General features: G+C 70.2%; 19 protein-coding genes and 2 pseudogenes. 12 read left to right on the top strand and 9 right to left on the bottom strand.

All coding sequences use genetic code 11. The annotated features are described in order from the left end of the window. Positions 1 to 4: 4 nt before the first annotated feature. The 3 genes and pseudogenes from B0E54_RS14380 (at position 5) to B0E54_RS14365 (ending at position 5,853) form a co-directional block, all read left to right on the top strand. A complete protein-coding gene (locus B0E54_RS14380; protein ID WP_374109270.1) occupies positions 5 to 2,353 on the top strand; it encodes an RICIN domain-containing protein in 2,349 nt (782 codons plus the stop codon). 169 nt (positions 2,354 to 2,522) lie between these two features. Then, positions 2,523 to 3,893, top strand: a pseudogene (locus B0E54_RS32790) (RICIN domain-containing protein); the annotation flags it as partial. 295 nt (positions 3,894 to 4,188) lie between these two features. Next, positions 4,189 to 5,853: a ricin-type beta-trefoil lectin domain protein gene (locus tag B0E54_RS14365; RefSeq protein ID WP_234583982.1), complete on the top strand. Its 1,665-nt coding sequence runs from the start codon at positions 4,189 to 4,191 to the stop codon at positions 5,851 to 5,853. 102 nt (positions 5,854 to 5,955) lie between these two features. Here the strand turns inward: B0E54_RS14365 and B0E54_RS14360 are convergent. Together B0E54_RS14360 and B0E54_RS14355 are read right to left on the bottom strand one after the other, a co-directional pair. Beyond that, positions 5,956 to 6,921, bottom strand: a pseudogene (locus tag B0E54_RS14360) (family 43 glycosylhydrolase); the annotation flags it as partial. A gap of 61 nt (positions 6,922 to 6,982) precedes the next feature. Continuing rightward, positions 6,983 to 8,008, bottom strand: a complete 1,026-nt coding sequence (locus B0E54_RS14355) for a LacI family DNA-binding transcriptional regulator (RefSeq protein WP_234583979.1) — start codon at positions 8,006 to 8,008, stop codon at positions 6,983 to 6,985. A 370-nt stretch (positions 8,009 to 8,378) separates the two neighbouring features. Between B0E54_RS14355 and B0E54_RS14350 the strand changes: the two genes are divergently transcribed. The 5 genes from B0E54_RS14350 to B0E54_RS14330 all read left to right on the top strand — a co-directional run bounded on the left by B0E54_RS14350 (position 8,379) and on the right by B0E54_RS14330 (position 13,538). Further along, on the top strand, positions 8,379 to 9,734 hold the full coding sequence (locus B0E54_RS14350; RefSeq protein ID WP_234583978.1) for an ABC transporter substrate-binding protein: 1,356 nt from the start codon (positions 8,379 to 8,381) through the stop codon (positions 9,732 to 9,734). Next, positions 9,731 to 10,702 (top strand): carbohydrate ABC transporter permease, encoded by a 972-nt coding sequence (locus B0E54_RS14345; RefSeq protein WP_234583976.1) that lies wholly within the window; start codon positions 9,731 to 9,733, stop codon positions 10,700 to 10,702. The genes B0E54_RS14350 and B0E54_RS14345 overlap by 4 nt, the downstream gene beginning before the upstream one ends. Further along, on the top strand, positions 10,699 to 11,523 hold the full coding sequence (locus B0E54_RS14340; RefSeq protein WP_234583974.1) for a carbohydrate ABC transporter permease: 825 nt from the start codon (positions 10,699 to 10,701) through the stop codon (positions 11,521 to 11,523). Before B0E54_RS14345 ends, B0E54_RS14340 begins: the two co-directional genes overlap by 4 nt. Before the next feature lie 3 nt (positions 11,524 to 11,526). Then, complete coding sequence (locus B0E54_RS14335; RefSeq protein WP_234583973.1) at positions 11,527 to 12,681, top strand: serine hydrolase domain-containing protein; 1,155 nt, start codon at positions 11,527 to 11,529, stop codon at positions 12,679 to 12,681. A gap of 143 nt (positions 12,682 to 12,824) precedes the next feature. Further along, positions 12,825 to 13,538, top strand: coding sequence for a GAF and ANTAR domain-containing protein (locus B0E54_RS14330; RefSeq protein ID WP_234583972.1), 714 nt, complete (start codon positions 12,825 to 12,827; stop codon positions 13,536 to 13,538). A gap of 91 nt (positions 13,539 to 13,629) precedes the next feature. Here the strand turns inward: B0E54_RS14330 and B0E54_RS14325 are convergent, their stop codons facing one another. Together B0E54_RS14325 and B0E54_RS14320 are read right to left on the bottom strand one after the other, a co-directional pair. After that, complete coding sequence (locus B0E54_RS14325; RefSeq protein ID WP_234583971.1) at positions 13,630 to 14,958, bottom strand: hypothetical protein; 1,329 nt, start codon at positions 14,956 to 14,958, stop codon at positions 13,630 to 13,632. Between the two features lie 239 nt (positions 14,959 to 15,197). Then, positions 15,198 to 16,610 (bottom strand): endo-1,4-beta-xylanase, encoded by a 1,413-nt coding sequence (locus tag B0E54_RS14320; protein WP_234583970.1) that lies wholly within the window; start codon positions 16,608 to 16,610, stop codon positions 15,198 to 15,200. Positions 16,611 to 17,333: 723 nt separating this feature from the next. Between B0E54_RS14320 and B0E54_RS14315 the strand changes: the two genes are divergently transcribed. The 3 genes from B0E54_RS14315 to B0E54_RS14305 are packed head-to-tail and all read left to right on the top strand — an operon-like array spanning position 17,334 to position 20,249. Continuing rightward, positions 17,334 to 18,341 carry an ABC transporter permease gene (locus B0E54_RS14315; protein WP_234583969.1) on the top strand — a complete coding sequence of 336 codons (1,008 nt, stop codon included), beginning with the start codon at positions 17,334 to 17,336 and terminating at the stop codon, positions 18,339 to 18,341. A gap of 40 nt (positions 18,342 to 18,381) precedes the next feature. Then, positions 18,382 to 19,434 carry an ABC transporter substrate-binding protein gene (locus B0E54_RS14310; RefSeq protein WP_234583968.1) on the top strand — a complete coding sequence of 351 codons (1,053 nt, stop codon included), beginning with the start codon at positions 18,382 to 18,384 and terminating at the stop codon, positions 19,432 to 19,434. Continuing rightward, on the top strand, positions 19,434 to 20,249 hold the full coding sequence (locus B0E54_RS14305; protein WP_234583967.1) for an ATP-binding cassette domain-containing protein: 816 nt from the start codon (positions 19,434 to 19,436) through the stop codon (positions 20,247 to 20,249). Before B0E54_RS14310 ends, B0E54_RS14305 begins: the two co-directional genes overlap by 1 nt. A gap of 73 nt (positions 20,250 to 20,322) precedes the next feature. Here the strand turns inward: B0E54_RS14305 and B0E54_RS14300 are convergent, their stop codons facing one another. The 5 genes from B0E54_RS14300 to B0E54_RS14280 all read right to left on the bottom strand — a co-directional run bounded on the left by B0E54_RS14300 (position 20,323) and on the right by B0E54_RS14280 (position 24,834). Continuing rightward, positions 20,323 to 21,045 carry a FadR/GntR family transcriptional regulator gene (locus B0E54_RS14300; protein WP_234583961.1) on the bottom strand — a complete coding sequence of 241 codons (723 nt, stop codon included), beginning with the start codon at positions 21,043 to 21,045 and terminating at the stop codon, positions 20,323 to 20,325. A gap of 8 nt (positions 21,046 to 21,053) precedes the next feature. Continuing rightward, positions 21,054 to 22,448, bottom strand: coding sequence for an enolase C-terminal domain-like protein (locus B0E54_RS14295; RefSeq protein ID WP_234583959.1), 1,395 nt, complete (start codon positions 22,446 to 22,448; stop codon positions 21,054 to 21,056). Positions 22,449 to 22,949: 501 nt separating this feature from the next. Continuing rightward, the gene (locus B0E54_RS14290; protein ID WP_234583958.1) at positions 22,950 to 23,357 is read right to left on the bottom strand and encodes an arsenate reductase ArsC; all 408 of its coding nucleotides are present in this window, start codon (positions 23,355 to 23,357) and stop codon (positions 22,950 to 22,952) included. After that, entirely contained in the window at positions 23,354 to 24,454 is a 1,101-nt protein-coding gene (gene arsB, locus B0E54_RS14285) for an ACR3 family arsenite efflux transporter (RefSeq protein ID WP_308195360.1), read from the bottom strand. Before arsB ends, B0E54_RS14290 begins: the two co-directional genes overlap by 4 nt. After that, positions 24,451 to 24,834: a helix-turn-helix transcriptional regulator gene (locus B0E54_RS14280; protein WP_234583956.1), complete on the bottom strand. Its 384-nt coding sequence runs from the start codon at positions 24,832 to 24,834 to the stop codon at positions 24,451 to 24,453. Before B0E54_RS14280 ends, arsB begins: the two co-directional genes overlap by 4 nt. 97 nt (positions 24,835 to 24,931) lie before the next feature. Between B0E54_RS14280 and B0E54_RS14275 the strand changes: the two genes are divergently transcribed. Continuing rightward, positions 24,932 to 25,429, top strand: a complete 498-nt coding sequence (locus B0E54_RS14275; RefSeq protein ID WP_234583944.1) for a GNAT family N-acetyltransferase — start codon at positions 24,932 to 24,934, stop codon at positions 25,427 to 25,429. Positions 25,430 to 25,443 lie beyond the last annotated feature (14 nt).

The raw sequence follows: 25,443 nt of genomic DNA, 5'->3' as shown, positions 1-25,443 counted from the left end.
GTCCATGGTGTTAGCGCTAACCGCCCTGGTCGCCGTGACCGCCTCGGCCACACCGGCCTCCGCGGCGACCACCACCCTCTACGCGTCCCCGTCCGGCAGCGGCAGCACCTGCTCCGCCAGCCAGCCGTGCTCACTGGCCGGCGCGCAGGCCGCGGTACGCACGCTCAACAGCTCGATGTCCGGCGACATCGTCGTGGAACTGGCCGACGGCGTGTACCGGCTCACCTCGCCGATGCGGCTGACCGCCGCCGACTCCGGCACCAACGGCTACCAGGTGATCTGGCGGGCCGCCGCCTCGGCCCGCCCGACGATCAGCGGCGCCCGGGCGGTCACCGGGTGGTCGCTCGTCGACTCCGGAAAGAACATCTGGCGGGCCAGCGTCCCGGCCGGGCTCGACAGCCGCCAGCTCTACGTCAACGGCGCCGTCGCCACCCGGGCGCGTACGGCCGTGAACCGCGCCGACTTCACCTACACCACGAGCGGCATGCGGTTCAGCAACAGCGCGCTGAGCTACCTGAACAACCTCGGCAACCAGAACCGGGTCGAGGTGGAGAGCGTCGGCTCGTTCACCGACCGGTACTCGCCGGTGCAGAGCATCAGCGGCAACTTCCTGACCATGCAGCAGCCGGCCTGGAACAACAACACGTTCGGCTTCGACACCCTGTCCCGCCCGCACCGGGCCGGACCGTTCTACCTGGCCAACGCGTACGAGTTCCTCGACTCACCGGGCGAGTGGTATCTCAACCCCGGCAGCGGCCAGCTCAACTACATCCCGCTGGCCGGGCAGAGCATGAGCTCGGTGAGCGTGGAGCTGCCGCAACTGCAGTCCCTGGTCAACGTGGGCGGCACGTACGACGCGCCCGCGCACCACATCTCGTTCAGCGGGATCACCTTCACCGGCACCAGCTGGCTCGGCCCGAGCAGCAGCAACGGGTTCGCCGACCAGCAGACCGGCGCGCACATCGTCGGCACCTGGGCCCGTCCGTCCGACGCCCTGACCTCCTGCCAGGAGGGCTGCCCGCTGTTCGAGGCCACCCGCCCGAGCTGGGCACAGATGCCGGCCGCCGTGCAGGTCTCGGCAGCCAACACCATCGCCTTCAGCGACTCGCAGTTCGTCAACCTGGGGCAGACGGCGATCGGTATCGGCAACGACGCCAACGCCCACGCCAGCGGCGTCGGCCTGGGAGCCAGCAACATCACGGTCACGCGCTCCGAGATCGCCCGCAACTCGGCCGGCGGCATCGTGGTCGGCGGCGTGCGTGCCGACGCCCACCACCCCAGCGACCAGCGGATGGTCAACCGGAACATCACGATCAGCAACAACCGGGTGCACGACCTCGGTCTGGAGTACCGCGGCGTGGTCTCGATCCTGACCACCTACGTGAACACCGCGCTGGTCTCGCACAACGAGGTCTACAACATGCCGTACACCGGCCTCTCGGTCGGGTACGGCTGGGGCGCCAACGACGCCGGCGGCAGCAACCACTACGCCAACCGGGGTCTCTACAACTACCAGCCCCGCTACTCGACGGCCACCACCGCCGCCAACAACCAGGTGATCGGCAACTACATCCACGACGTGATGCAGCAGATGACCGACGGCGGGTGCATCTACACGCTGTCGGCGAACCAGGGCGGAACCATCAACGAGAACTACTGCCTGCGGACCAACGGCTGGTTCGGGCTCTACTTCGACGAGGGCTCGCGCTACTACACCGCCCGCAACAACGTGTTCTCCTCCACCGGCACCTGGGCCACCGCCAACTACTACTACGCCGAGAACATGGGCAACTTCACGGTCACCAACAACTGGTCGACCAACGGCAGCACGAACGTGACCAACGGCGACCGCGGCAACGTCGTCAACGGCAACGTCACGGTCTCGAACGGCAGTTGGCCGTCCGGCGCGCAGACGGTGATCAACTCTGCCGGCGTGCAGAGCGGCGGCAACACCAACCCGCAGAATGTCCAGCTCGTCGGCGTCCAGTCCGGGCGCTGCGCCGAGATCGGCAATTCCAGCACCACCAACGGGACGCAGGCCCAGCTCTGGGACTGCATCAGCGGCGCCGCCAACCAGCGGTGGACCCACACGGCGAGCCGGCAGCTCATGGTGTACGGCACCAAGTGCCTGGACGCCTCGGGTCAGGGCACCGCCAACGGCACCACAGTGGTGATCTGGGACTGCAACGGCCAGGCCAACCAGCAGTGGAACATCAACGCCAACGGCACGATCACCGGCGTGCAGTCGGGTCTGTGCCTGGACGCCAACGGCGCCGCCACGGCGAACGGCACGAAGCTCATCCTCTGGGCGTGCAACGGCGGCACCAACCAGCAGTGGCAGGTGCGTAGCTGACATCCGGATCGCCCCGGCCGGCCGCACCCCGGCCGGGGCGCCCCGGCGGCGGGCCGCCGCAGATCGGGGCCCGCCATTGCTGCCGGTCATCGACCAGCAGAAGTGTTAACGCTAACCCGAAACAGGTCACGCCCGCCCCGCGGGCGTACCCCGGCATGGGAGTGAATTGATGGAAACCAACGGTGCGCGTCATTCCGCCGCCCCACCGCGGCGCCGCTGGCGGTCGGGCCTGGCCGCCGTGGCGGCGACCCTGCTCGCCGCCGGCACCCTCGTCGGGGTGAGCGCGGCGCCCGCGGCGGCGGCGACGGTGGACACCAACGCCTGGTACGTCCTGGTCAACCGCAACAGCGGCAAGGCGTTGGACGTGTACGGCCAGGCCACCAACGACGGCGCGCGGATCACCCAGTGGACGCGTAACAACGGCAGCAACCAGCAGTGGCAGTTCGTGGATTCCGGTGGCGGCTTCTACCGGCTGAAGTCACGGCTCTCGGGCAAGGTCCTCGACGTCAGCGGCGCGTCGACCGCCGACGGGGCGGCGATCGTGCAGTGGACCGACAACAACGCGGCCAACCAGCAGTTCCGGCTGGCCGACTCCGACGCTCAGTTCGTGCGCCTGATCGGTCGGCAGAGCGGCAGGGCCGTGGAGGTCCTGGGCGCCTCGACCGCCGACGGCGCCAACGTCGCCCAGTACGCCGACCTCAACGGCGCCAACCAGCAGTGGCAGCTGGCCAAGGTGTCGGGTGACACCGGGACCGGTGGAGGCTGCGGCAAGAGTCCCACGCTGGCCAACGGCACCCACACGATCCAGAGCAACGGCAAGAGCCGCAGCTTCATCCTGCGGATTCCCGCCAACTACACCAGCAGCACCCGCTACCGGTTGATCTTCGCGTTCCACTGGCGGGGCGGCACTGCGGCCGAGGTCAACTCGGGTGGCACGAGTGGGACGCCGTGGTCCTACTACGGCCAGCAGGAGCAGTCGAACAACACCGCGATCCTCGTCGCGCCGCAGGGCCTCGGCAACGGCTGGGCCAACTCCGGTGGCGAGGACATCACCTTCGTCGACGACATGATCCGGCTGATCGAAGGCGACCTCTGCGTCAACACGGCGCAGCGTTTCGCGCTCGGCTTCAGCTACGGCGGTGGCATGAGCTACGCGCTGGCGTGTGCGCGGGCGAACGTGTTCCGGGCGGTGGCGGTGTTCAGCGGGGCCCAGCTCAGCGGGTGCAGCGGCGGCACCCAGCCCATCGCGTACTTCGGTCTGCACGGCATCACCGACTCGGTGCTCAACATCTCCTCGGGGCGGTCGTTGCGGGACACGTTCGTGCGCAACAACGGCTGCACGGCGCAGAGCCCGCGGGAGCCGGCCTCGGGCAGCCGCACGCACGTCACCACCGCCTACTCCGGATGCCGGGCCGGATATCCGGTGCAGTGGGCGGCGTTCGACAACGGCCACATGCCGGGGCCGGTGGACGGCACGTACGCCGAGAGCGGCATCACGACCTGGACCAAGGGTGAGGTGTGGCGGTTCTTCGCGCAGTTCTAGCGATGGCGCTCGGCGACCGCGACACCGTCGCGTCGACGCGACGGTGTCGGCGCGCGGTGGCCGGTTGACGGCTCACCGCACGGGGCGGTCTCCGGTCCACGCGACCGGGGGCCGCCCCGGTTCACGTGCGGGGAGTACGTCGACACATGGAAGTAGTTGAATTCGACGAAACGGCTCCGTAATATGACCGGCGTCTGCTGTTAACGCTAACAGTGGGCTCGTAGACATCATGATGCCCGCCTCATCCGGGCGGCTGTCCCTGGTGGACGGCATCACGAAAGGATGCTCCCGTATGAAGCGAATCGTCCGAGCCCGTCACTGGGGGCGGGCAGCCGCGGCCGGGCTGCTCGTGGCCGCCGCCCTCGTCGGCCTCCGTGCCCCGGGAGCCCAGGCGTTGGAGAATGGCGTCGCCCGGACACCCCCGATGGGGTGGAACAGCTGGAACTCGTTCGGTTGCAACATCAACGAGGGGCTGATCCGCCAGACGGCCGACGCGATGGTCAGCAACGGCATGCGCGATCTCGGCTACCAGTACGTCGTGGTCGACGACTGCTGGTTCAACCCGAACCGCGACAGCTCGGGCAACCTCCAGGGCGACCCGACCCGCTTTCCGAGCGGGATGAAGGCGCTCGGCGACTACCTGCACGCCCGGGGGCTGAAGTTCGGCCTCTACCAGGTGCCGGTCGACAAGACCTGCGCCCAGTACTTCAACAGCTACCCGGGCGCGACCGGCAGCCAGGGCCACGAGGCGCAGGACGCCCGGCAGTTCGCCGCCTGGGGGGTCGACTACCTCAAGTACGACTGGTGCTCCCCGAACGGCAGCATCAGCGAGCAGGTCACCACCTTCGCGAAGATGCGTGACGCGCTGGCCGCGACCGGCCGGCCGATCCTCTACAGCATCAACCCCAACAGCATCCACGCCAAGACCGGTCCGCAGCGCAACTGGGGCGACGTGGCGAACATCTGGCGGACCACCGAGGACATCACCAACGCGTGGGACACCGGGCAGACCAACGGCTACCCGATGGGCATCCAGAACATCATCAACGTCAACGTCCCCCTGGCGCCGTACGCGCGGCCGGGTTCGTTCACCGACCCGGACATGATGGAGGTCGGCCGGGGCGGCATGAACGACACCGAGATGCGCAGCCACTTCGCGATGTGGGCCGTCATGGCGTCGCCGCTGATCGCCGGCAACGACGTGCGCAACATGAACTCCGCGACGCAGACCATCCTCAAGAACGGCAACCTGATCGCCATCAACCAGGACTCCCTCGGGTTGCAGGCCAGCCAGGTCTCGTTCGACGGCACCCGCCGCGTGCTCGCCAAGCGGCTCGCCAACGGTGACGTCGCCGTCGCCCTGCTCAACCAGGGCGGCTCGACGACGACGATCTCCACCACCGCCGCCGCAGTCGGCAAGTCCGGCAGCTCCTTCACCCTGGTGGAGGCCTGGAGCAACGCCACCACCACCAGCACGGGCAGCATCTCGGCCAGCGTCCCGGCGCACGGCACTGTGGTGTACCGGGTCAGCGGTGGCGGCACCAGCACCCCGCCGCCGACCACGCCGCCGCCCGCGACCACCTCCTTCGCGCTGGCCAGCGTCGCCTCGGGCCGCTGCCTGGACGTCCCGCAGAGCAACACCACCAACGGGACCCAGCCGGTGATCTGGGACTGCAACGGGGCAGCCAACCAGCGCTGGACCCTCAACGGCCAGACCCTCCAGGCGCTCGGCAAGTGCCTGGACGCGCCGACCAACGCCACGGCGGGCAGCAAGGCCCAGATCTGGGACTGCAACGGCGGGGCCAACCAGCGGTGGACCCTGAACTCGAACGGCACGATCAGCGGGGCGCAGTCCGGCCTGTGCCTCGACGTCAACAACAACGGGACCGCCAACGGCACCACGGTGCTTCTCTGGACCTGCACCGGGGCCGCCAACCAACGGTGGACCCAGCGCTGACGGTGGTATCGACAGGTCCGGGCCGGGGCGCAGTCACCCCGGCCCGGACCTGTGTCGTCGCGGTCCTGCCCTCGGTCGCCGGCTCGTCAGTCGGCGACCGGGTCAGGTCGCGGCTGCCGTCCTCGCCGGCTGGATCGTCAGCCCGGTCGACGCGTCGTAGCGCACCGGAACGGGGTCGGTGAGTTCACCGACGAATGACCCGTCGACGTGGTCGAGGAAGCCGATGAGCGACCAGTCGTCGGCCGGTCCGGGGACCAGTCGGGGCGCGTACAGGTGCGGGTGGGTGACCGGCCGGGCGGCCGCGACGTCCCACGGGCCGCGGACGCTCTGCCCGGTCGCCACCCAGATCCGGTGGTCGTCGCGCCGGGCGCCGGCTGTCGCGTCGGTGGAGAACAGCAGCAGAGGCTGCCCGTCGACGACCGCGACCTGGGGCACCTCCAGGTGACCGAACCCCGCCGGGGTCGACAGCGGCGGTCGGACGGTCCAGGTGAGCAGGTCGGGGGAGGTGGCGTGGCCGACGACGCCGCGCGTGTCCGTCGCTCCCGTGTTGGCGCGCGCCGTGATGAGCATGTGCCAGCCGTCGCCGTCCGGGTCGGGAAACACCCAAGGGTCGCGCCACGCCTGCTCGTACCACAGGTCGGTGTCGAGCAGCTCGTACCACGTCGGGTCGGCCTGCACGACGGGCCCGGACCCGTGCCGGTGCCAGGTGATCAGGTCGTCCGAGACGGCCAGACCGATCCGTTGGACGAGACCGTCCTCGGCGCGGGAGACCCCGGTGTAGTACAGGTACCACCGCCCGTCCGGGCCGCGGACCGTGCACCCGGTCCAGGTCGCGAGGTCGTCCCAGGCCGGCGCGTCGGCGGGGACCAGGGCGTCGGCGACCAGACGCCACGTGCGCAGGTCCGTCGAGACGGCGTGGCCGATCGAGGCACGGCGGTGGCGGCGGTGCGGGTCGTGCAGGGCGCGGGACGCGCGCAGGAAGAACACGTGCCAGAGGCCGTTGTCGTCCCGCGCGTACCAGCTGTCCCACACCCAGTGGTCGGCTAGACGAAGCATGGCCGGAAAACTAGCACTAAACCGGTTTAGCTGACGAGGGGTCGCCCCCCGTCGCGCTCTTCGGCGGCCCGGCTCAGCCGGCGGGGGGCGCGAGGGACCGGCGTCGGCGCAGCGGCATCGCGACGAGTGACGGCTCGGCGGCGCCGCCGTCGAGGAGCAGCTCGACCGCGCGCCGCCCCATCTGCTCGTGGGGCAGCGCCGTGGTGGCCAGGCTGGGACGCAGCCAGGCGGCGATCGGGTCGTCGTCGAACGAGATCACCGAGATGTCGTCCGGGACGCTCAGGCCCGCCTCGCCGAGCGCCTGGTAGGCGCCGAAGGCCAGCCGGTCGTTCATGCAGATGACCGCGCTGGGTCGCGACGGCCTGCTCAGGAGCCCGCGCATGGCGGCGTAGCCGTGCTCGGGCAACCACTCGGTGCAGAAGCACTCCGCGAGGAGGCTCACGCCCGCGTCGCCCAGCGCCTGCTGGATGCCCCGCAGGCGGGCCCGGGCGGCGAGGGAGACCTCCGGGTCGTCCTCCTTGAGCCGGTTGCGGCCGATCAGCGCGATGGCGTCGCGGTGGCCGTGCTCCAACAGGGCGGTGGCGACGGAGCGGCCGGCCCGGTCGTCGTCGGGAAGGACGCAGGGCAGCCCGTCGGCGCTGGTGGCGTTGAGCAGCACCACCGGGCCGCCGAGGATGGCCGGGGGCACCGTCAGCCGCCGGGTGGCCATGGCGGCGTAGATCACTCCGTCGACCTGTCGGTCGAGCATCGCCTCGATGGCGTACTGCTCGAACGTGGCGTCACCCTGCGTCTCGGTGATCAGCAGCACGTGGTCACGCTCGCGGGCCGCGTCGAGCGCACCGCGGATGAGGCCGCCGGCGAAGCGGGTGGTGGCGACGATGTCGGAGACGAACGCGATGGTCGCGGTCTTGCGGGTACGCAGGCTGCGCGCCGCGAGGTTGGGTCGGTAGCCCAGTTCCTCGGCGGCGGCGAACACGCGCTGGTGTGCCTCGGCCGAGAGCCGCGTGCCCTCCCGGCCGTTGAGCACCATCGACGCGGCGGTCTTGGACAGCCCGGCTCGCCGCGCGACGTCGGCCAGGGTTGCTCTGTTGCGGCCCATCAGTCCTCCGAATCAGGCGCGGTGCCACGGGCCCCGCTCCTGCCCATCATGATGCGTCGGCGCGCGGAGGCTGGCCCCGGTCGGGTCGAGCGTGGTGTGACGTCGATGTTTCCGGACCGTTGCCAGGTTGTCCTTGACAGCCTCCCGTGTCACGCGCATGCTCTGCTAAATCAGTTTAGCGACCACTTTTGGCGCGTCTGGAGACGACGTCGGCCGCCGTGCCGAGGGTCAACTGTGGCCGACGTCTGCCGGGGCCGGGCGACCCGCCACGACGTACCTGTAGGGGCGGTCCACCCGATCACGGTGGTCCGGTGGAGCCGTCGCGCGGCCCTGGGTCGCGGGACGCGCGGAGGAATCTAGGAGTCATAAAATGGAAGAATTGCTGACGAAAATTCCACGACGCAGAGCGCTCGTCCTCGCGCCGCTGCTGGTGATCGGGCTCGCCGCGACGGCGTGCAGCGCTCCGGGCGCTGACCGGTCGTCGACCGCCGGGCCCGACGCCGCCGTCAAGACCGACCTGGGCACCGCGCCGGTCAAGCTGGAGATGTACGCGGAGACCGGCTTCCCGCTGGCCAAGGCGCTCGCCGACGAGTTCACCAAGCAGCACCCGAACGTCACGTTCGCCATCCGCGAGGACCAGTTCACCGTGATCGTGGAGAACGCGCCGCGCGTCATGGCCTCGGACAACGCGCCGGACATCATCCGGCTCCCCACGATGGTCGACCTGGTGAAGGACGACCTGCTCGAGAACCTCGACCCGTACGTCAGCGCGTACGGCTGGGACAAGTTCCCGGCCTCGCAGCTCATGCAGCTGCGCGTCGGCGACAACACCCGGGGCACCGGCTCGCTCTACGGCATGGGGCTCGGCTACAGCGTCACCGGTGTCTTCTACAACAAGAAGCTGGCCAGCCAGGTCGGCATGACCCAGCCGCCGGCCACCGTCGCCGAGTTCGAACAGCTGCTGGCGAAGGCGAAGGCCGGCGGGGTCCAGCCGATCATGCAGTTCAACAAGAACACCGCGGGCATCAACTTCCCGCACCAGGCGCTGCAGAACCAGTTCGGCGACCCGGCCCAGGTCGCCGACTGGATCTTCCAGAAGCCGGGGGCCACCTTCGACACCCCGGCCGCGTTGAAGGCCACCCAGACCATCCAGAAGTGGGCCCAGGCCGGCTACTTCCCGAAGGACGCCAACGCCCTGGACTACGCGGGCATGGTGGGGCAGTTCCAGAAGGGCAACGGTCTGTTCATGTTCAACGGCGACTGGGAGTCGGCCAACCTCGACAAGGCGATGCCCGGCAATGTGGGCTTCTTCCTGTTCCCCGCCGAGACCGCCGGTGGCAAGCACGTTGCGATGTCCGCCCCCAACACCTTCGGCGTCTCGGCGAAGGCCAAGAACCCGGACACCGCCGCGTACTTCCTGAACTGGGTCCACACAAACGCCAAGGCGCGGGAGATCGCCGTGACTGTCGGCGGTTCCAGCCCGGGTGGTCCGAGCGACCTCCCGGTGCCGGCCGCGGCCCCGAATACGGTGCTGGCCGAGACCCTCAAGGCGGCGCAGCAGCTCGGGGCCGAGAACGGCGCGGTGGACTTCACCGCCAACGCGACAGGTGGCATCTTCGCCGCCGCCATCACGCCGGAGATGCAGAAGCTGGTCGCCGGCCAGCAGACGCCCGAGGGATACGTGAAGGCGGTCCAGGCCGAGTACGCGAAGGAACTGTCCCGATGACGTCTGCCCTCGGCAGCGCACCAACCGGGCGGGACGACCAGGTGTCGTCCACGGGCCGTCCCGCCCGTTCCACGTCCACGCGGGCCCACCGACGCCGGTGGGCCCGCGCGGCCGGGACCGGCTGGTTGTACGTCCTGCCCGCCCTGCTCATGTACGCGGTCTTCGTCCTGCGCCCTCTCGCCCTGACCGTCCAGTACTCGTTCTACGACTGGAACGGAATCGGCGTCGCCCGCTGGGCGGGCCTGGACAACTACGTCACGGTGTTCACCGACAGCGACCTTTTGAAGATCATCTCCAACGCGATCATCCTGATCGTCTTCTTCAGCCTCATCCCGGTCGCGCTCGGGCTGCTGGTGGCGAGCATGGTCCGCCGGATCACCACCGGCGCGTTCGGGACCGTCGTCCGGACGATCCTGTTCCTGCCGCAGGTCATCCCACTCGTCGCGGCCGGCATCGCGTGGAGTTGGCTGCTGTCGACCAACGGGCTGGTCAACCAGGTGTTGCGCGCGCTCGGGCTGGGTGGCCTCGCCCGCGCGTGGCTCGGCGACTTCGACACGGCGCTGCCCGCTGTCGGGGTGATCGGCGCCTGGGTACTGCTCGGTCTCTGCACGATCCTGCTGGTCACCGGCATGAGCAAGATCGATCCGGCGCTCTACGAGGCCGCCCGGCTGGACGGCGCGGGGCCGGTCCGCGAGTTCCTCGCGGTCACCCTGCCCAGCCTGCGCCAGGAGATCGGGGTCTGCCTCACCGTCACGATCATCGCCGCTCTGGCGAGCTTCGACATCGTCTACATCTCCACCAGCGGAGGCCCGGGTCTGCAGACCACAGTTCCGGGTCTGGAGATCTACCGCCTCGCCTTCTCGCAGCGTCAGGTCGGACTGGCCTCGGCGCTCGCCGTCGTGCTCATGCTGCTCGTGCTGGCGTTCGTGCTGCCGATCCAGCGACTGACCCGGGGGGAGAAACCGTGAACCTGAGCCGACGTGAGCAGGTGACCGGGCGGGTCTTCCTGATCGCCCTGATCCTCGTCACCCTGCTGCCGTTCGTGAGCATGCTCTCGGCCGCCCTGCAACCGCGCGGCACCGTGCCCGACGGGCTGGCCTGGCCGTCCGACCCGCAGTGGGGCAACTTCGCCGACGCGTTCACCGCCGCCAACATGGGCGCGCTGCTGCGCTCCAGCCTGCTCATCGTGGCCGGCGTCGTACCCGTGTCGGTGCTCATCGCCACCATGGCCGGCTTCGGGCTCGGTCAACTGCGGGTGCCCGGCGGCCGGCTCGTCTTCGGCCTGCTGCTGCTCGGCCTCACCCTGCCGTTCGAGGCCGTGGTCACCCCGCTCTACTACCAGATGCAGGACTTCGGGCTGCTCAACACCCGGTGGGCCATCATCCTGCCGCTGATCGGCCTCTACATGCCGTTCGCGGTGTTCTGGATGCGTGCCCACTTCACCAACGTGCCGGTCGAGCTGTCCGAGGCCGCCCGGGTGGACGGCAGCAGCACCTGGCAGCTGTTCTGGCGGGTCCAGGTGCCGCTGGCCCGCCCGGCCATCGCGTCGCTGACGATCCTGATGTTCCTGTGGACGTGGAACCAGTTCCTGCTCGCGATCGTCCTCGTCGACGACGCCACCAAACGCACGATGGCCGGGGCGCTCGGCGCGTTCCAGGGCCAGTGGGGCACCGACCTGGTGCTGCTGTGCGCTGGTTCGCTGCTGATCCTCACCCCTACCCTCATCGTGTTCCTGATCTTCCAGCGACAGTTCATCAAGGCCCTGATCCAGGGCTCACTGAAGGGATAGGCAGTGGCCACGCAGCCGCAGATCCACGGCGACGTCGACGACCGCTACGGGCGCGTCGCCGACACGTTCCGCGACAACTTCACCTCCCGGGGCGAGGTCGGCGCCGCGGTCACCCTCTACGTGCGGGGCCGCAAGGTCGTCGACCTGTACGGCGGGCTGGCCGACGCCCGCACCGGAGCGCCCTGGACGGCGCACACACCGGCCGTCGTCTTCTCCTGCACCAAGGGGCTCCTGGCGATCTGCGCGTACCTGCTGGTGCAGCAGGGGCGGCTGGACCTCGACGCGCCCGTGACGCGCTACTGGCCCGAGTTCGGCCAGCACGGCAAGGCGGACATCCCCGTACGCTCGCTGCTCACGCACCAGGCCGGTCTGCCGGCGCTGGACCGACCCCTGGCCCTCGACGAGGTGCTCGCCTGGGATCCGGTCATCGCGGCGATCGAGGCGCAGACGCCGCTGTGGCAGCCGGGCACCGCGCACAGCTACCACTCGATGACCTACGGCTGGCTCATCGGCGAGGTCATCCACCGGGTCACCGGCCAGTTGCCCGGCGCGTACTTCCACGACACCCTCGCCCGGCCGCTGGGACTGCGGACCTGGCTCGGGCTCCCCGCCAGCGAGCGCGACACCGTCGCCTGGAATCTGGCGCCACCGCCGGACGCCGATCCCTTCGTCGACCCGGTCGCCGAGCGGGGCATCACCATGGGTGGCGCGTTCGCCTTCCCCGCCGACGCCGACGGTCTGGTCAGCTTCAACGACCCCGCCATCCAGGCCGCCGGGGTCCCGGGTGCGGGCGCGGTGAGCACCGCGGACGGTCTGGCGCGGGTCTACGCGGCCTGCGTGTCCGACCTCGGGGATGGCCCCCTGCTCACCGGGGCGTCGGTGGACGACGCCGTGGTCGTCCACTCCCGGGGTCAGCAGCGACACGGCCCGCCCGACACCGGCCAGCGCTGGGGCAGCGGCTTCCTCCTGCACTCACCGCCGGCGCGGCCGCTGCTGGGGGAGCGCAGCTTCGGCCACGACGGCGCCGGCGGAAACCTCGCCTTCGCCGACGCGCGCCACGAGGTGGGCTTCGGTTACGTGGTCAACCAGATGTACGGCGCGGGCGACGAGCGCGCCAACCGGCTCACCGCTGCCGTCCGCTCCTGCCTCGACGGCTGAGCCGGCAGGCCCCGGTGTGAGTCGGCGCCGCAGGGGGTAGGCAGGACGTCGACGGCAGCGAGATGCTGCCACTATCCGACGGGGTGACCGACTGTGCGCGACTCCCACCTGCCGGCAGGTGCCGGCCGACACGGACATCGGCGATGACCGAGCCGACGGTGGACCCCGCGCAGGCGCTTGCCGAGTTGAGCCGGATCAGACTCGACGAGATCAGCCTCGACGACATGCTGCTCCGGGTGGCCACGCTGGCCAACCGGAGTGTCCCCGGCGCCACGGAGGTCTCGGTCACCCTGGTCCGGGGTCGCAGGGGTTGGACCGCCGCGTCCACCGGCGATCTGGCCCGCGAGCTGGACGAGCGGCAGTACGAGCAGAATCGGGGCCCGTGCCTGGACGCCTCGGCCAGCGGCGGCACCATCTCCCTGCCGGACATGGCCGTCGAGCAGCGCTGGCCGCAGTGGGCGCAGCGGGCGCATGACGTCGGCGTGGGCAGCTCGTTGTCGATCGGGCTGCCGATCCAGGAGTCGGTGGTGGGGGCGCTCAACGTCTACGGCGGCACGGCGCACGCCTTCGATCCACCGGCGATCGCGGTCGCGGAACACTTCGCCGCGTACGCGGCGGTGGCGCTGGCCAACGCCCACCTGTACGACAGCGCCGCCACCCTCGCGGAGCAGTTGCGGGAGGCGATGCGCAGTCGCGCGGTGATCGAGCAGGCCAAGGGGATCATCATGGGGGAGCGGCGGTGCACGCCGGACGAGGCGTTCGCGTTGCTGTCGAAGATCTCCCAGGACACCAACCGCAAGGTGCGTGACGTCGCGGAGGCGCTGGTCGCCAGGGTGGCCCAGCGGGCTCGGGTGTGAGCCCGGGTTCAGCCGAGCAGGATGGCGACACCGCGTGCTCCCCGGCGGCGGGTCGCCGGCCGGGGAGCACGCACTCCGTGCGTCGCGGCGATCAGTCGCCCGCCGTGGCCGGCTTGCTCTGGCCGAGCAGCCAGCGCAGGATGCCGCTGTCGGAGTAGGTCGGACCGAACGCCGCGTGGTAGTCCGGCAACGAGAACGCCGCGTCGGCGTACTCGGTGTAGCGCACCAGCGCTTCCGCCTGCTCCGGGCTCTTGCCCCGGGCCACGTACGCCTGTCGCAGCAGCGCCGAGGAGTTCCGCGCGCCGGTGACGTTGAGCAGGTGGTCGTGCTCGCCGTGGGTGATCCAGAGCGGCACCTCGGCCGCGGCGATGGCGGTCGCCTGCGTGGCGCTGAACGGGAACCCGCCGGTCACCAGACCGCCGGCGAACAGGTCCGGCCGCTTGGCGAACGCCTCCCACAGCAGTTGAGAGCCGTACGACACAGTTGTCGCGTACACCCGGCGGGTGTCCACGGCGACGTCGCGGACGAACGTGTCGAGCAGCTTGACCAGCAGGTCGGCCTCGGCGGCCCCACCCACCCGCTGGTGCTGCGGCGCCAGGACGATCACGTCCTCGGTGCTGCCCGTCCAGCTGGGTTGCAGCCACGCGGTCGCCGGGATGTCGGCGGCGAGCTGGACGCCGAGGTTGTCGCCGTCCCAGCCCATGCCGTGACCGGGCAGGACGACCATCAGCGGGTACCGGCGGCCCGGCTGGTAGTTCCTCGGCAGGTGGTAGTGGTACGGCAGCACCATTCCGCCGCTGAGGAAGGAGCCGTAGGTGAACTCGTCGACCAGTTGGTTGACCGGCTTCTCGGTGACCGGACGGGACTCGCGCGGCGTCGCCCGGGCGAGCACCGGCCCCTTGCCGGCCCCGCGACCGGGCTGGCCGTGCACGTCACGGCGTTGGACCACACGGGTCGGCAGGTCGGGGTTGACCTTCACGGTGCACAGGAACGTCGGGCACTTGGAGACGATGACCGTCCACCCGCCCGGGTCGTCCGGGTCCAGCTCGACGATGACGTACCTGCCGGGGGCCGACCGATGGTCGCCCCGGGTGGACGGCACGTCGTTGGTGTAGGTGTGCGTGACGGTCCGGTCGGCGAGCTTCGGCAGGTCCTCGATCGGATTGAAGCGGAAGTTGTAGATCGTGTCGGCGACCGTGAAAGTGGAGTTGTCGAGGGTGCGGGGGTTGACCGTCGCGCCGTACTCGATCGCCACCGCGGAGACCTTCTGGCCGTACGTCTGGACGGTCGTGATCGGGGTGATGCTGCGGATGGCGTCCCCGCCACCCGGACCGCCGCTCGGGCTTCCGTACGCCGTGCCCGAGGCGGCGGTCAGAACGAGGGTGGCGAAGAGTGGTATCAGCCCTCTGCGCAGTCTCATGTGACTCCCTTCCCGACGGCGCACCCGCCCGCAGGCGCCGTACCGACGAGAGGAAGGACCGGAGCGGGCCGCCGCTAAACTGATTTAGCAGAGCATGGTGCCGCCCTGGACGGGTGTCAATACCAGGTGGACGACGACGTCGACATGATCGATGGCCGGAACGGACGGCACCCCCGGGGCGCGCGGCAGGTCCGCGACGCCCCGGGGGTGCCGGGGGTGGTGAGCTGAGCGAGGACGGATCAGCTCGCGGTGCAGGTGGGGGTGCCGGACGGGCTGGCGCCAGTGCCCTGGAAGCCGAACTCGGTGCTGGCTCCCGCGCCGACCTGGCCGTTGTAGTCGACGTTGCGGAAGTCCACAGTGCCCGACGAGCCGCTGGCCTGCGCGCTCCAGGTGTTGGTGACGGCGGTGCCCGAGGGCAGCGTGACCCGGACCGTCCAACCCCGCAGCGCCGACGATCCGGCGGTGACCTTGACGGTGGCGACGAAGCCGCCGTTCCAGGAGTTCAGCGACACCGAGGCCGAGCATCCGTCACCGGTCGGCGGCGGAGTGGTGGGCGGCGGGGTCGTGGGCGGCGGCGTGGTCGGCGGCGGAGTGGTGGGCGGCGGAGTGGTCGGAATGGGCGTTCCGGAGTTCAGGGCGTTGAGGACGGACGTGTACGCCGCCTTCTTGTTGCCCGAGCGGTCGAACAGCAGTGGGTTGTCGTTGCCGCGCCACGAGTCGCTGTCCCGGACACCCCACACGGTGATGCCCGTGCAGCGGGAAATGGCCAGGCATGCCCGCGTCACCTGGGCGTAGGCGTTGGCCTGGTTGGAGCCCTGGGTGATGTCCAGCTCGGTGATCTGCACGTCGACGCCGAGGTCGGCGAAGCGCTGGAGGTTGGCCTGGTAGTCACTGGGCACCGAGGTGCCCAGGTGGGACTGGAAGCCGACGCAGTCGATCGGTACGCCGCGGGACTTGAAGTCGCGCACCATGTTGTAGATGCCGGTGGACTTCGCGTTGATGCCGTCGGTGTTGTAGTCGTTGTAGCAGAGCTTCGCGCCCGGGTCGGCGGCGCGGGCGGCGCGGAAGGCCGCCTCGATCCAGTCGTTGCCGGTGCGTTGCAGGTTGGAGTCCCGTCGCCCGCCGCTGCCGCCGTCGGCGAACGCCTCGTTCACCACGTCCCAGGCGTAGATCTTGCCCCGGTAGTGGGTGGCGACCTGGGTGACGTGGTTGATCGCGGCGTTGCGCAGCGCGGTGCCGGACAGGCTCTGCGCCCAACCCGGCTGCTGCTGGTACCACAGCAGCGTGTGACCGCGGACGATCATGCCGTGCGACTGGGCGTGGGCGACGATCTGGTCCCCGCCGCTGTAGCTGAACCGGCCCTGCTGCGGCTCGGTGGCGTCCCACTTCATCTCGTTCTCGGGAGTGAGCTGGTTGAACTCCCGGTTCACGATGGTGGCGAACTGGCTGTCGGACAGCTTGAAGGCGGGCACCGCCGCGCCGTAGTAACGGCCCTTCTCGGCCGCCGAAGCGCCCAGAGTCGTGCCGGCGTTGGCGGCCGAGGTCACCGCCACCGTCGCGGCGACCGCCGCGAGGGTGGCCGCGAGTGGCATCAGCACCCGACGGCCCCGGAACCGGGGTCGCGGTGCGCGTTCGTCGGGGATCTTGTCCATGGTCCTGCCTTTCGAGGTGGTGGCGGCCGGAGTCGAGGGGTCGCTGCCAGACCGGTGGTGGGCCGCCCGTGGGAAACGCGCGGGGCGGATGCGGGCGAGCCCGGGACGGTGCGACAGGTCGCCGACGGCGATGCCTGCGGACGGACGTCATGACGGAACGACCGCGTGCGGACGCGGGAACACGGCGTACGCCGAACAGGTGTGGCTCGGACAGGTCACCGACCGTCGACCGGGTCGCGGGACCCGATGCCCTTCGAGGTGTCGGCAACTCCGAGTGGGAGGGACGTGCCCTCGACTCCTTGGCGGAACATAGCATGTTATCGATAACATGCTCAAGGTGAGCGGTGGTCGGGCAGCGCGACTCTGCGGCGATGACGCTCACCCGGCGGCGGTCAGGCGTTATCGCTAACAGTGGCCTGATGCGACGGTGGTCGGCAGGACCTGTGCCGCAGCCCTTCGCAGGCAACGCTTTTTTGGTCCGACGTATGGTGCGCGAAACGTCCATAACGATGCCACAACATGGCGGTAAGACCTTGGCAACATGAGCGTGACCATGGCAAGGTAACGCCTGATCGCAGGAAACATCCGATCTATCGCGCAGGTGCTGCGGGGAGTGGCCCGTGTGTGACGTCCTGGGGAGGTCCGGTTGGAAAGGAATGCGTCGATCACCGGCGGGGACGTGAGTCGAGCCGGTGACACAGTGGACGAGAGCCGGGGCCTGCGATGAGTGCGGCCGAGGCGACCGCGGAGCCCCAGGGCGGCGCGCTCAACGACTGGTTGCGGGAGCGCATCTCCCACGCGCTCAGTGAGTTCACGGCGGCCACCGCGCTCGTCGTCCTGTTCATCGCGTTGAGCTTCGCCAGTCCCTACTTCCTGACGGCCGACAACCTTTTCAACATCGGCGCGCAGACCGCGGTGATCGCCATCATCGCCACCGCGCAGACGATGGTCATCATCACCCGGGGCATCGACCTGTCGGTCGGGTCGGTCGCCGCGCTCGCCGGCGTGGCGGGAGCGATGGTCGTCCGTGACCTGGGTTTCCCGCTCCTGGCGGCGACGGCTGTCGCGATCGGTGTCGGTGCCCTGGCCGGGCTGCTCAACGGCCTGCTGGTGACCGTCGCCCGGATACCCCCGTTCATCGCGACGCTGGGGACGATGTCGGTCGGCCGTGGCCTGGTGTTCATCATGACCGGCGCGGTCGGCGTCTACGGTCTGCCCCGGTCGTTCCAGCTGCTCGGCAACGGCGAGATCATCGGTATCCCGTTCGCCGTGGTGATCACCGCGGTGGTCGCCGTAGGGGTCGCGTTCCTGCTCTCGCAGACCCGCTTCGGGCAGTACACCTACGCCATGGGATCCAACCTGGAGGCCGCCCGTCGCTCGGGCATCGGGGTGGGCCGCCACCTGACCTACGTGTACGTCCTGGCGGGTGTGCTGGTCGGTCTGGGCGGCATGATCGCCGCCTCGAGGGTCAACTCCGGCCAGCCGAACTACGGCATCTCGTTGGAACTCGACGTCATCGCGGCCGCGGTCATCGGCGGCGCCAGCCTGTTCGGGGGGCAGGGCCGGATCGTCGGGACCATCATCGGCGCCTTCCTCATCGCCCTGGTCCGCAACGGCGCCGTCCTGCTCGACATCAGCATCCACTACCAGCAGGTGATCGTCGGCCTGATCATCTGGGCCGCCGTCTACTTCGACCAGTATCGCCGTCGGCGGCTGGAGTCACGGGGCTGACATGCCGTTCCCGGAGTTCGACAGAGGAAGGACGCACACCATGTCACACACCACCACCAGCCGACGGCCACGAGGGCGTCTTCTGCGCGCACAGGTCATCGTCGCCGTCGCCGCGGCGACCGCTCTGCTCAGCGCCTGCGGCGGAGTCGAGGTCCGCGACGGAGGCGACGGCGCGACCAAGGACGCGGCCGGGCCGCTGAAGCTCGCCGTCGTGCCGAAGGCTGTCGGGGCCGACTACTGGAACACGGTGAAGGCGGGTGCCGAGTGCGCCGCGCAGCGCGCCGGTGACGTCACGGTCCAGTGGGACGGGGTGACCACCGAGACGGACGTCGAGGGTCAGGTCAACCTGATCCAGAACTTCGTCACCAAGAAGGTCGACGGCATCGTCTACGCGGCCACCGACTCCCGCGCGTTGGCGCCGGCCACCGACCAGGCGCTCGGCGCCGACATTCCGGTCGCGATGATCGACTCGGGGACCAGCCCGCAGCCGTCGGGCGTGCCGCTCTTCGCCACCGACAACAAGGCGTCGGCCGTCGAGGCGGCCAAGCTGCTCGCCACCGAACTGGGCCCCGGCAACCACGACGTGGCGCTCGTGGAGTTCCAACCCGGCTCGCAGACCAACACCGAGCGGGTCGACGGCTTCAAGGCCGGCCTCGCGCAGTTCCCCAACCTCAAGCTGGTCGGGCAGCAGCCCAGCCGCAGTGACGTCAACGAGGCGCGGCGGGTGACCGAGAACATCCTCACCGCCAACCCCAACCTCGCCGGCATCTTCGCGGCCAACGAGCCGAGCGTCCTCGGCGCCGCGCAGGCCATCCAGGCGGCCGGTAAGTCCGGCAAGGTGGTCATCATCGGGTGGGACGCCGCTCCCGACGAGATCGCCGGACTGCGCAACGGCCAGATCTCGGCGCTGGTCGTGCAGAACCCGTTCAAGATGGGCTACTTCGGCGTCGACAAGATGGTCAAGCACCTTCGGGACAAGGCGCCGCTGGCGTCGGCGGACACCGGCGTCACGTTCGTCACCAAGAAGAACATCGACTCGGCGGAGATCAAGGCGGTGCTCGAGCCCAGCTGCGCCAACCCTCCGGTGCAGTGATGGACGCCGCCCCAACCACCACCGTCGGGACCGACCAGCCGGCCGCCGGCGAACCGCCGGTCCTCGAAGCCCGTGGCATCGTCAAGCGGTTCGGCCACGTCGAGGCGCTGCGCGGCGCGGACTTCACCGTCGGCAAGGGCGAGGTCGTCGCCCTCATCGGCGACAACGGCGCCGGAAAGAGCACGCTGATCAAGACGCTGTCCGGTGTGCACCCTCCCGACGAGGGTGAGATCCGGGTGGGTGGTCGTCCCGTCCACTTCGCGACGCCGGTGGACGCCCGGCGCGCGGGGGTGGAGACCGTCTACCAGGATCTCGCGGTCGCCGACGATCTCAGCGTCGCCGCCAACCTCTACCTCGGGCGGGAGATCCTGCGCTCGGGGCCGCTGGGCCGGCTGGGGCTGCTCGACAAGCGCGCCATGCGGCAGGGTGCCGCCGCGGCGCTCGCCGAGTTGGGCGTGCGGATTCCGCGGGTCACCACGCCGATCGCGATGCTGTCCGGTGGGCAGCGGCAGTGCGTGGCGGTGGCGCGGGCGATCATCTGGGCGACGAACGTGGTCATCCTCGACGAGCCGACCGCGGCGCTGGGCGTCGTGCAGACCGGGCGGGTGCTCGACGTCGTCCGCCGGGCCCGTGACGCTGGCATGTCCGTGGTGCTGGTCAGCCACAACATGCCACAGGTGCTCGAGATCGCCGACCGGGTGGAGGTGCTGCGCCTGGGCCGACGGGCGGCCCGACTGCGTGCCGACGAGGTCACCACCGACGACCTGGTCGCGGCGATGACCGGCAGCACCGGCGCGGAGCGGGACGAGCGGTGACGGCGGTCGCCCGCCCGTGACCGGGCGCGGGGGACCGGCACCGGTTCCCTTGGCGCGCGGAGCGGGCGGGCGATCACTGCGCCTGCGCGTCGACGCCCGTCTCGCTCTCGTCGGGCAACCCCTGTAGCGATTCCTCCACACCGATCAGGTGGTTGGCCATCCGGGTGCGGGCCCGCTCCGGGTCGCGCGCCCGCAGGGCCTTCAGGATCGCCACGTGCTCGTCGTGGGTACGCCGGTCCGCGCCCTCCTCGTGCAGGCTCCGCCAGAGTCGCCCGCGGAGGGTGCGCCCGGCGAACGCCTCGATCAGGCCGATGAGCACCGGATTGTCGGCGTGCGCGGCGATGATCCGGTGGAACGCGATGTCGATTTCCATGATCCGCTCGTGGTCCTGCGGCGACCGACCGGCGATCCGGGCCGCCTCGTCGAGCAGTTCCCCGGCCTGGGCGAGGGCCTCGTCGGTGATCCTGGTCGCCGCCAACCGGGCGGCCTCGCACTCCAGCAGGCGGCGGACGGTGTGGATGTGCCGCCCGTCGCCCTGGCCCTGGAAGTCGACGACGAAGCCCATCGGGGCGAGCAGCTGCGGCGCGTCGAGGTTGGTGACGTACGTGCCGTCGCCCTGGCGGATGTTGACGATGCCGAGGATCGACAGCGCCGACATCCCCTCGCGCAGCGATCCCCGCGAGACGCCGAGGGACTCGGCGAGATCCTTCTCGATGGGCAGCCGATCCCCGGGCTTGAACGTCCCTTCGAGGATCATCCGCTTGATGCCGTTCACCACTTCGTCGGTGCGGGACATGACACCTCCTAGCGGCCGGCGGGGGTGGCCGTCCCACCCGCGATGACGTACGGCTCCGGAGATGACACCGTAGCCGGGTCTGCCGTGGCCCAGTAGAGGCCGTCGGGGAACCGGTACCGCGCGATCGACTCGGGGTGCATCCGGGTGGAGTAGCCGGGCGTGCTGGGCAGAACGTAACCGCTGCCCCAACCGGTGTCCCGGACGACACACGGGTCGGTGAAGTGCTCGTGCAGGTGGTCGACGAACTCGGTCACCCGGCCGGTGAGATCCCCCGAGATCGCGACGTAGTCGAGCACCGACACGTGTTGCACCATCTCGCAGAGCCCGACGCCGCCGGCGTGCGGGCACACCGGGACGTCGAACTTCGCGGCGAGCAGCAGCACGGCGACGATCTCGTTGATGCTGGCCAGCCGGCCGGTGTCCAACTGGCAGAAGTCGATGGCCTCGGCCTGGAACAGCTGCTTGAACATCACCCGGTTGTGGCAGTGCTCGCCGGTGGCGACGCCGACGGGTGCGACGGCACGGCGGACGGCCGCGTGGCCCAGGATGTCGTCCGGGCTGGTCGGCTCCTCGATCCACAGTGGGGAGAACTGGGCGAGTGCCTTGACCCACTCGATGGCCTGGTCGACGTCCCACACCTGGTTGGCGTCGATCATCAGGTTGCGGTGCGGGCCGAGGATCTCCCGGGCGATCCGGCACCGCCGGATGTCGTCCTCGAGGTCGGCGCCGACCTTGAGCTTGACGTACCCGTAGCCGGAGTCGACTGCCTCCTGGCACAGCCGGCGCAGCTTGTCGTCGCCGTAGCCGAGCCATCCCGCCGAGGTGGTGTAGGCCGGGTAGCCGGTGCGCCCCAGCTCGGCCAGGCGGTCGGCCTTCGTGCCCTGCTTGGCGCGCAGGATGGCCAGCGCCTCGTCCCGGGTCAGCGCGTCGGACAGGTAGCGCAGGTCGGCGATGTCGACGAGTTGCTCGGGGGACATGTCGGTGAGCAGCCGCCACAGCGGTTTGTCCGCGAATCGCGCGGCCAGATCCCAGGCCGCGTTCAGCACTGCCGCCAACGACAGGTGGATGACGCCCTTCTCCGGCCCGAGCCAACGCAGCTGGGAGTCGGAGGTGAGCAGGCGGTAGACGGCCCCCATGTCGGCGGCCATCGTCGTCACGTCCATGCCCACCAGGCGGTGGGCCTGGTGCACCGCCGCCGCGACGACGATGTCGTTGCCCCGGCCGATGGTGAAGGTGAGGCCGTGACCGGCCAGCGGCACGCCGGCGCTGTCGACGCCGTCGGTGTGCAGGATGACGTAGGCCGCCGAGTAGTCGCCGTCCTTGTTCATGGCGTCGGACCCGTCAGCGGTCAGCGAGGTGGGGAAGCGGACGTCCTCGACGGTGACGCCAGTGATCTGCGGCATGCGCTCCTCGCCCGACTAGGCTAAAGATCTGATGATCATTTGGAGTATACGGAGGCTCGATCGGGTGCGTCAACGACATCGATCGACCTGTGGCGATATAGATCTAATGTTTTATGCTCGTGGGCGGCCTCCGGTGACCGCGTCCGTTCCTCGTCCGTCCGGGCGTCCGCCCGGCCCGTCGGACGAACGGACGCGTCGGGGTTGCGACGGGTGTCGGGTTGCACCGGCGCTGCTTGCCGACCCTCCCGCAAGCCGGTCGACCTGCTCCGCCGCGCTGCGGACCGGTTCGCGCGGCACCGCCCCGGCCGGAGCCGGGTGGTGCCGCGAACATCGGCGGGGCACGATGAAGATTAGATGTTCACCGCGATGATCGACGTCGGCTGCCCGAGGTCGCACCGGTGCCGCTGAGGCGATACATCACATCTATGTGGACGCCGGAAGCCGTCGGTGGGTCGCGTCGTGGCACTGGCCCGCCGTGCCGCGTGTCGGCCTCGTCCGTGCTCAGGCGGGGGCGGTCAGCTCGGCGACGAGTCGCTCCACCCGGACCCGGATGTCGTCGCGGATCGGGCGGACGGCGTCGACGCCCTTGCCGGCCGGGTCGTCGAGCTTCCAGTCCTCGTAGCGCCGGCCCGGAAAGACCGGGCAGGCGTCGCCGCAGCCCATCGTCACGATGACGTCGGAGGACTCCGCGGTGGCGTACTCCAGGAGGGTGGGGGTCTGGTCGGTGATGTCGATGCCGACCTCGCGCATGGCCTGGACGGCGGCGGGGTTGATCGTCTCGGCCGGGGCGGAGCCGGCCGAGCGGACCTCGACGGCGTCGCCGGCGAGGTGGCGCAGCCAGCCGGCGGCCATCTGGGAGCGACCGGCGTTGTGGACGCAGACGAACAGGACGCTCGGTTTGTCGCTCATCGGGACGCCTCTCGGTCAAGGGGTGGGGTGAAGAAGCGGCGGCGAGCCCAGAGCGAGACGTGGACGAGGCCGACCAGCACGGGCACCTCGATCAGCGGTCCGACGACCCCGGCGAGCGCCTGACCGGAGGCCACGCCGAAGGTGCCGATCGCGACGGCGATGGCGAGTTCGAAGTTGTTGCCGGCAGCGGTGAACGCGAGGGTGGTCGTGCGCGGGTAGCCGAGGCGGAGCGCCCGGCCGAGGGCGTACGAGCCGGCCCACATCAGCGCGAAGTACACCAGCAGCGGCAGGGCGATGCGGGCGACGTCGAACGGCCGGCCGATGATGGCGTCGCCCTGCAGGGCGAACAGGACCACGATGGTGAACAGCAGCCCGTACAGGGCTGCGGGGCCGATGCGGGGCAGGAGGCGGGACTCGTACCACTCGCGGCCCCTGGCGCGCTCGCCGAGGCGGCGGCTGAGGTAGCCGGCCAGCAGTGGGATGCCGAGGAAGATGAGCACGTTGCGGGCGATCTCCCAGGCCGAGACGCGCAACTCCGCGCCCTGCAACCCGAGCCACCCGGGCAGCACCGACAGGTAGAACCAGCCGAGCAGGCCGAAGGCGACGACCTGGAAGACGGAGTTGAGCGCGACCAGGACCGCCGCGGCCTCGCGGTCGCCGCACGCGAGGTCGTTCCAGATGATGACCATGGCGATGCAGCGGGCCAGGCCGACGATGATCAGACCGGTGCGGTACGCGGGCTGGTCGGCCAGGAACACCCAGGCCAGGGCGAACATCACGGCCGGGCCGACCAGCCAGTTGAGGACCAGCGACGAGATCAGCAGGCGGCGGTCGCCGGTCACGGTGCCGAGCCGGTCGTAGCGGACCTTCGCCAGCACCGGATACATCATGACCAGCAGGCCGATCGCGATCGGCAGGGAGATCCCGCCGACCGCCACCGCGTCCAGCGCGTCGTCGAGCCCGGGGATCAGACGGCCGAGCAGCAGCCCGACGACCATGGCCAGCCCGATCCAGACCGGCAGGAACCGGTCGAGCCGGGAGAGGCGACCGACGACGGCGCTCGTGGCCGGGTCGCTCTGGCGGGTGACGGTGCTCACGAGCACTCCGACCGGGCGGCGGGAGCGGGGTCTGCCCCGGTCGGGACGACGGTGAGCAGCGCGGCGAGTTGGTGCAGGATCGCCGGCCGGGCGCGGTAGTAGACCCAGGTGCCGCGACGGTCGGCGTCGACGAGCCCGGCCTCGCGCAGCGTCCTCAGGTGGTGCGAGATGGTCGGGCCGGTCAGGTCGAACGCGGGGGTCAGGTCGCAGACGCAGATCTCGCCGCCCTCGGCGGAGGCGATCATCGACAGCAGCTGCAGGCGGACCGGGTCGCCGAGGGCCTTGAACGCGGGGGCGAGCGTGGCGGCGGTCTCGGCCGGCACACGTCGTTCGGACAGGGGCGGACAGCACAATCCGTCCACGGCCGCTTGTTTCGACATTCGTCTAGGTTGACAGACATCTAATCAGCGTGCAACTGTCTGATTCGACAGACGTCGAGACAGTCTCTCATCGTCCGAGCCGGAACGGAGCACGCCGATGGCCGACCCGACCACGCGCCCGATGACCGCCAGCGACGCCGACCGCGTCCTGACGATCTACCAGGCAGGCCTCGACGGCGGTGACGCCAGCTTCGAGACCACCGCGCCGACCTGGCCGGCGTTCGACGCCACCCGGCTGACCGCGCACCGCTTCGTGGCCGTGGACGACGGTGACGCCCTCCTCGGCTGGGTCGCGGTCACACCGACATCGAGCCGCCCGGTCTACGCCGGCGTGGTCGAGCACTCCGTCTACGTCGACCCGGCCGCCCAGGGGCGCGGGGTCGGCCGGCTGTTGCTCGACGCGCTGATCACCTCGACCGAGGCCGCCGGCATCTGGACCATCCAGTCCGGCATCTTCCCGGAGAACGCCGGCAGCCTGGCCCTGCACCGTCGGGCCGGGTTCCGCGTCATCGGCGTCCGGGAGCGGATCGGCCGCCACCACGACCGCTGGCGCGACGTGGTCCTGCTGGAACGCCGCAGCCCCACCATCACCTGACAAGGAGTCACCCG

Origin of the sequence: Micromonospora sp. MH99, from assembly GCF_021442385.1 — a bacterium.
Classification (GTDB): Bacteria; Actinomycetota; Actinomycetes; order Mycobacteriales; family Micromonosporaceae; genus Micromonospora.
The sequence above is the reverse complement of the archived record's forward strand: the minus strand, read 5'-3'. Positions and strand labels throughout refer to the sequence as shown.

Excerpts from the sequence above, each read along its gene's own strand:
- B0E54_RS14380 (WP_374109270.1), top strand. The coding sequence starts at position 5 with ATGGTGTTAGCGCTAACCGCCCTGGTCGCCGTGACCGCCTCGGCCACA.
- B0E54_RS14365 (WP_234583982.1), top strand. The coding sequence starts at position 4,189 with ATGAAGCGAATCGTCCGAGCCCGTCACTGGGGGCGGGCAGCCGCGGCC.
- B0E54_RS14355 (WP_234583979.1), bottom strand. The coding sequence starts at position 8,008 with ATGGGCCGCAACAGAGCAACCCTGGCCGACGTCGCGCGGCGAGCCGGG.
- B0E54_RS14350 (WP_234583978.1), top strand. The coding sequence starts at position 8,379 with ATGGAAGAATTGCTGACGAAAATTCCACGACGCAGAGCGCTCGTCCTC.
- B0E54_RS14345 (WP_234583976.1), top strand. The coding sequence starts at position 9,731 with ATGACGTCTGCCCTCGGCAGCGCACCAACCGGGCGGGACGACCAGGTG.
- B0E54_RS14330 (WP_234583972.1), top strand. The coding sequence starts at position 12,825 with ATGACCGAGCCGACGGTGGACCCCGCGCAGGCGCTTGCCGAGTTGAGC.
- B0E54_RS14325 (WP_234583971.1), bottom strand. The coding sequence starts at position 14,958 with ATGAGACTGCGCAGAGGGCTGATACCACTCTTCGCCACCCTCGTTCTG.
- B0E54_RS14320 (WP_234583970.1), bottom strand. The coding sequence starts at position 16,610 with ATGGACAAGATCCCCGACGAACGCGCACCGCGACCCCGGTTCCGGGGC.
- B0E54_RS14315 (WP_234583969.1), top strand. The coding sequence starts at position 17,334 with ATGAGTGCGGCCGAGGCGACCGCGGAGCCCCAGGGCGGCGCGCTCAAC.
- B0E54_RS14310 (WP_234583968.1), top strand. The coding sequence starts at position 18,382 with ATGTCACACACCACCACCAGCCGACGGCCACGAGGGCGTCTTCTGCGC.
- B0E54_RS14305 (WP_234583967.1), top strand. The coding sequence starts at position 19,434 with ATGGACGCCGCCCCAACCACCACCGTCGGGACCGACCAGCCGGCCGCC.
- B0E54_RS14300 (WP_234583961.1), bottom strand. The coding sequence starts at position 21,045 with ATGTCCCGCACCGACGAAGTGGTGAACGGCATCAAGCGGATGATCCTC.
- B0E54_RS14295 (WP_234583959.1), bottom strand. The coding sequence starts at position 22,448 with ATGCCGCAGATCACTGGCGTCACCGTCGAGGACGTCCGCTTCCCCACC.
- B0E54_RS14290 (WP_234583958.1), bottom strand. The coding sequence starts at position 23,357 with ATGAGCGACAAACCGAGCGTCCTGTTCGTCTGCGTCCACAACGCCGGT.
- B0E54_RS14280 (WP_234583956.1), bottom strand. The coding sequence starts at position 24,834 with ATGTCGAAACAAGCGGCCGTGGACGGATTGTGCTGTCCGCCCCTGTCC.
- B0E54_RS14275 (WP_234583944.1), top strand. The coding sequence starts at position 24,932 with ATGGCCGACCCGACCACGCGCCCGATGACCGCCAGCGACGCCGACCGC.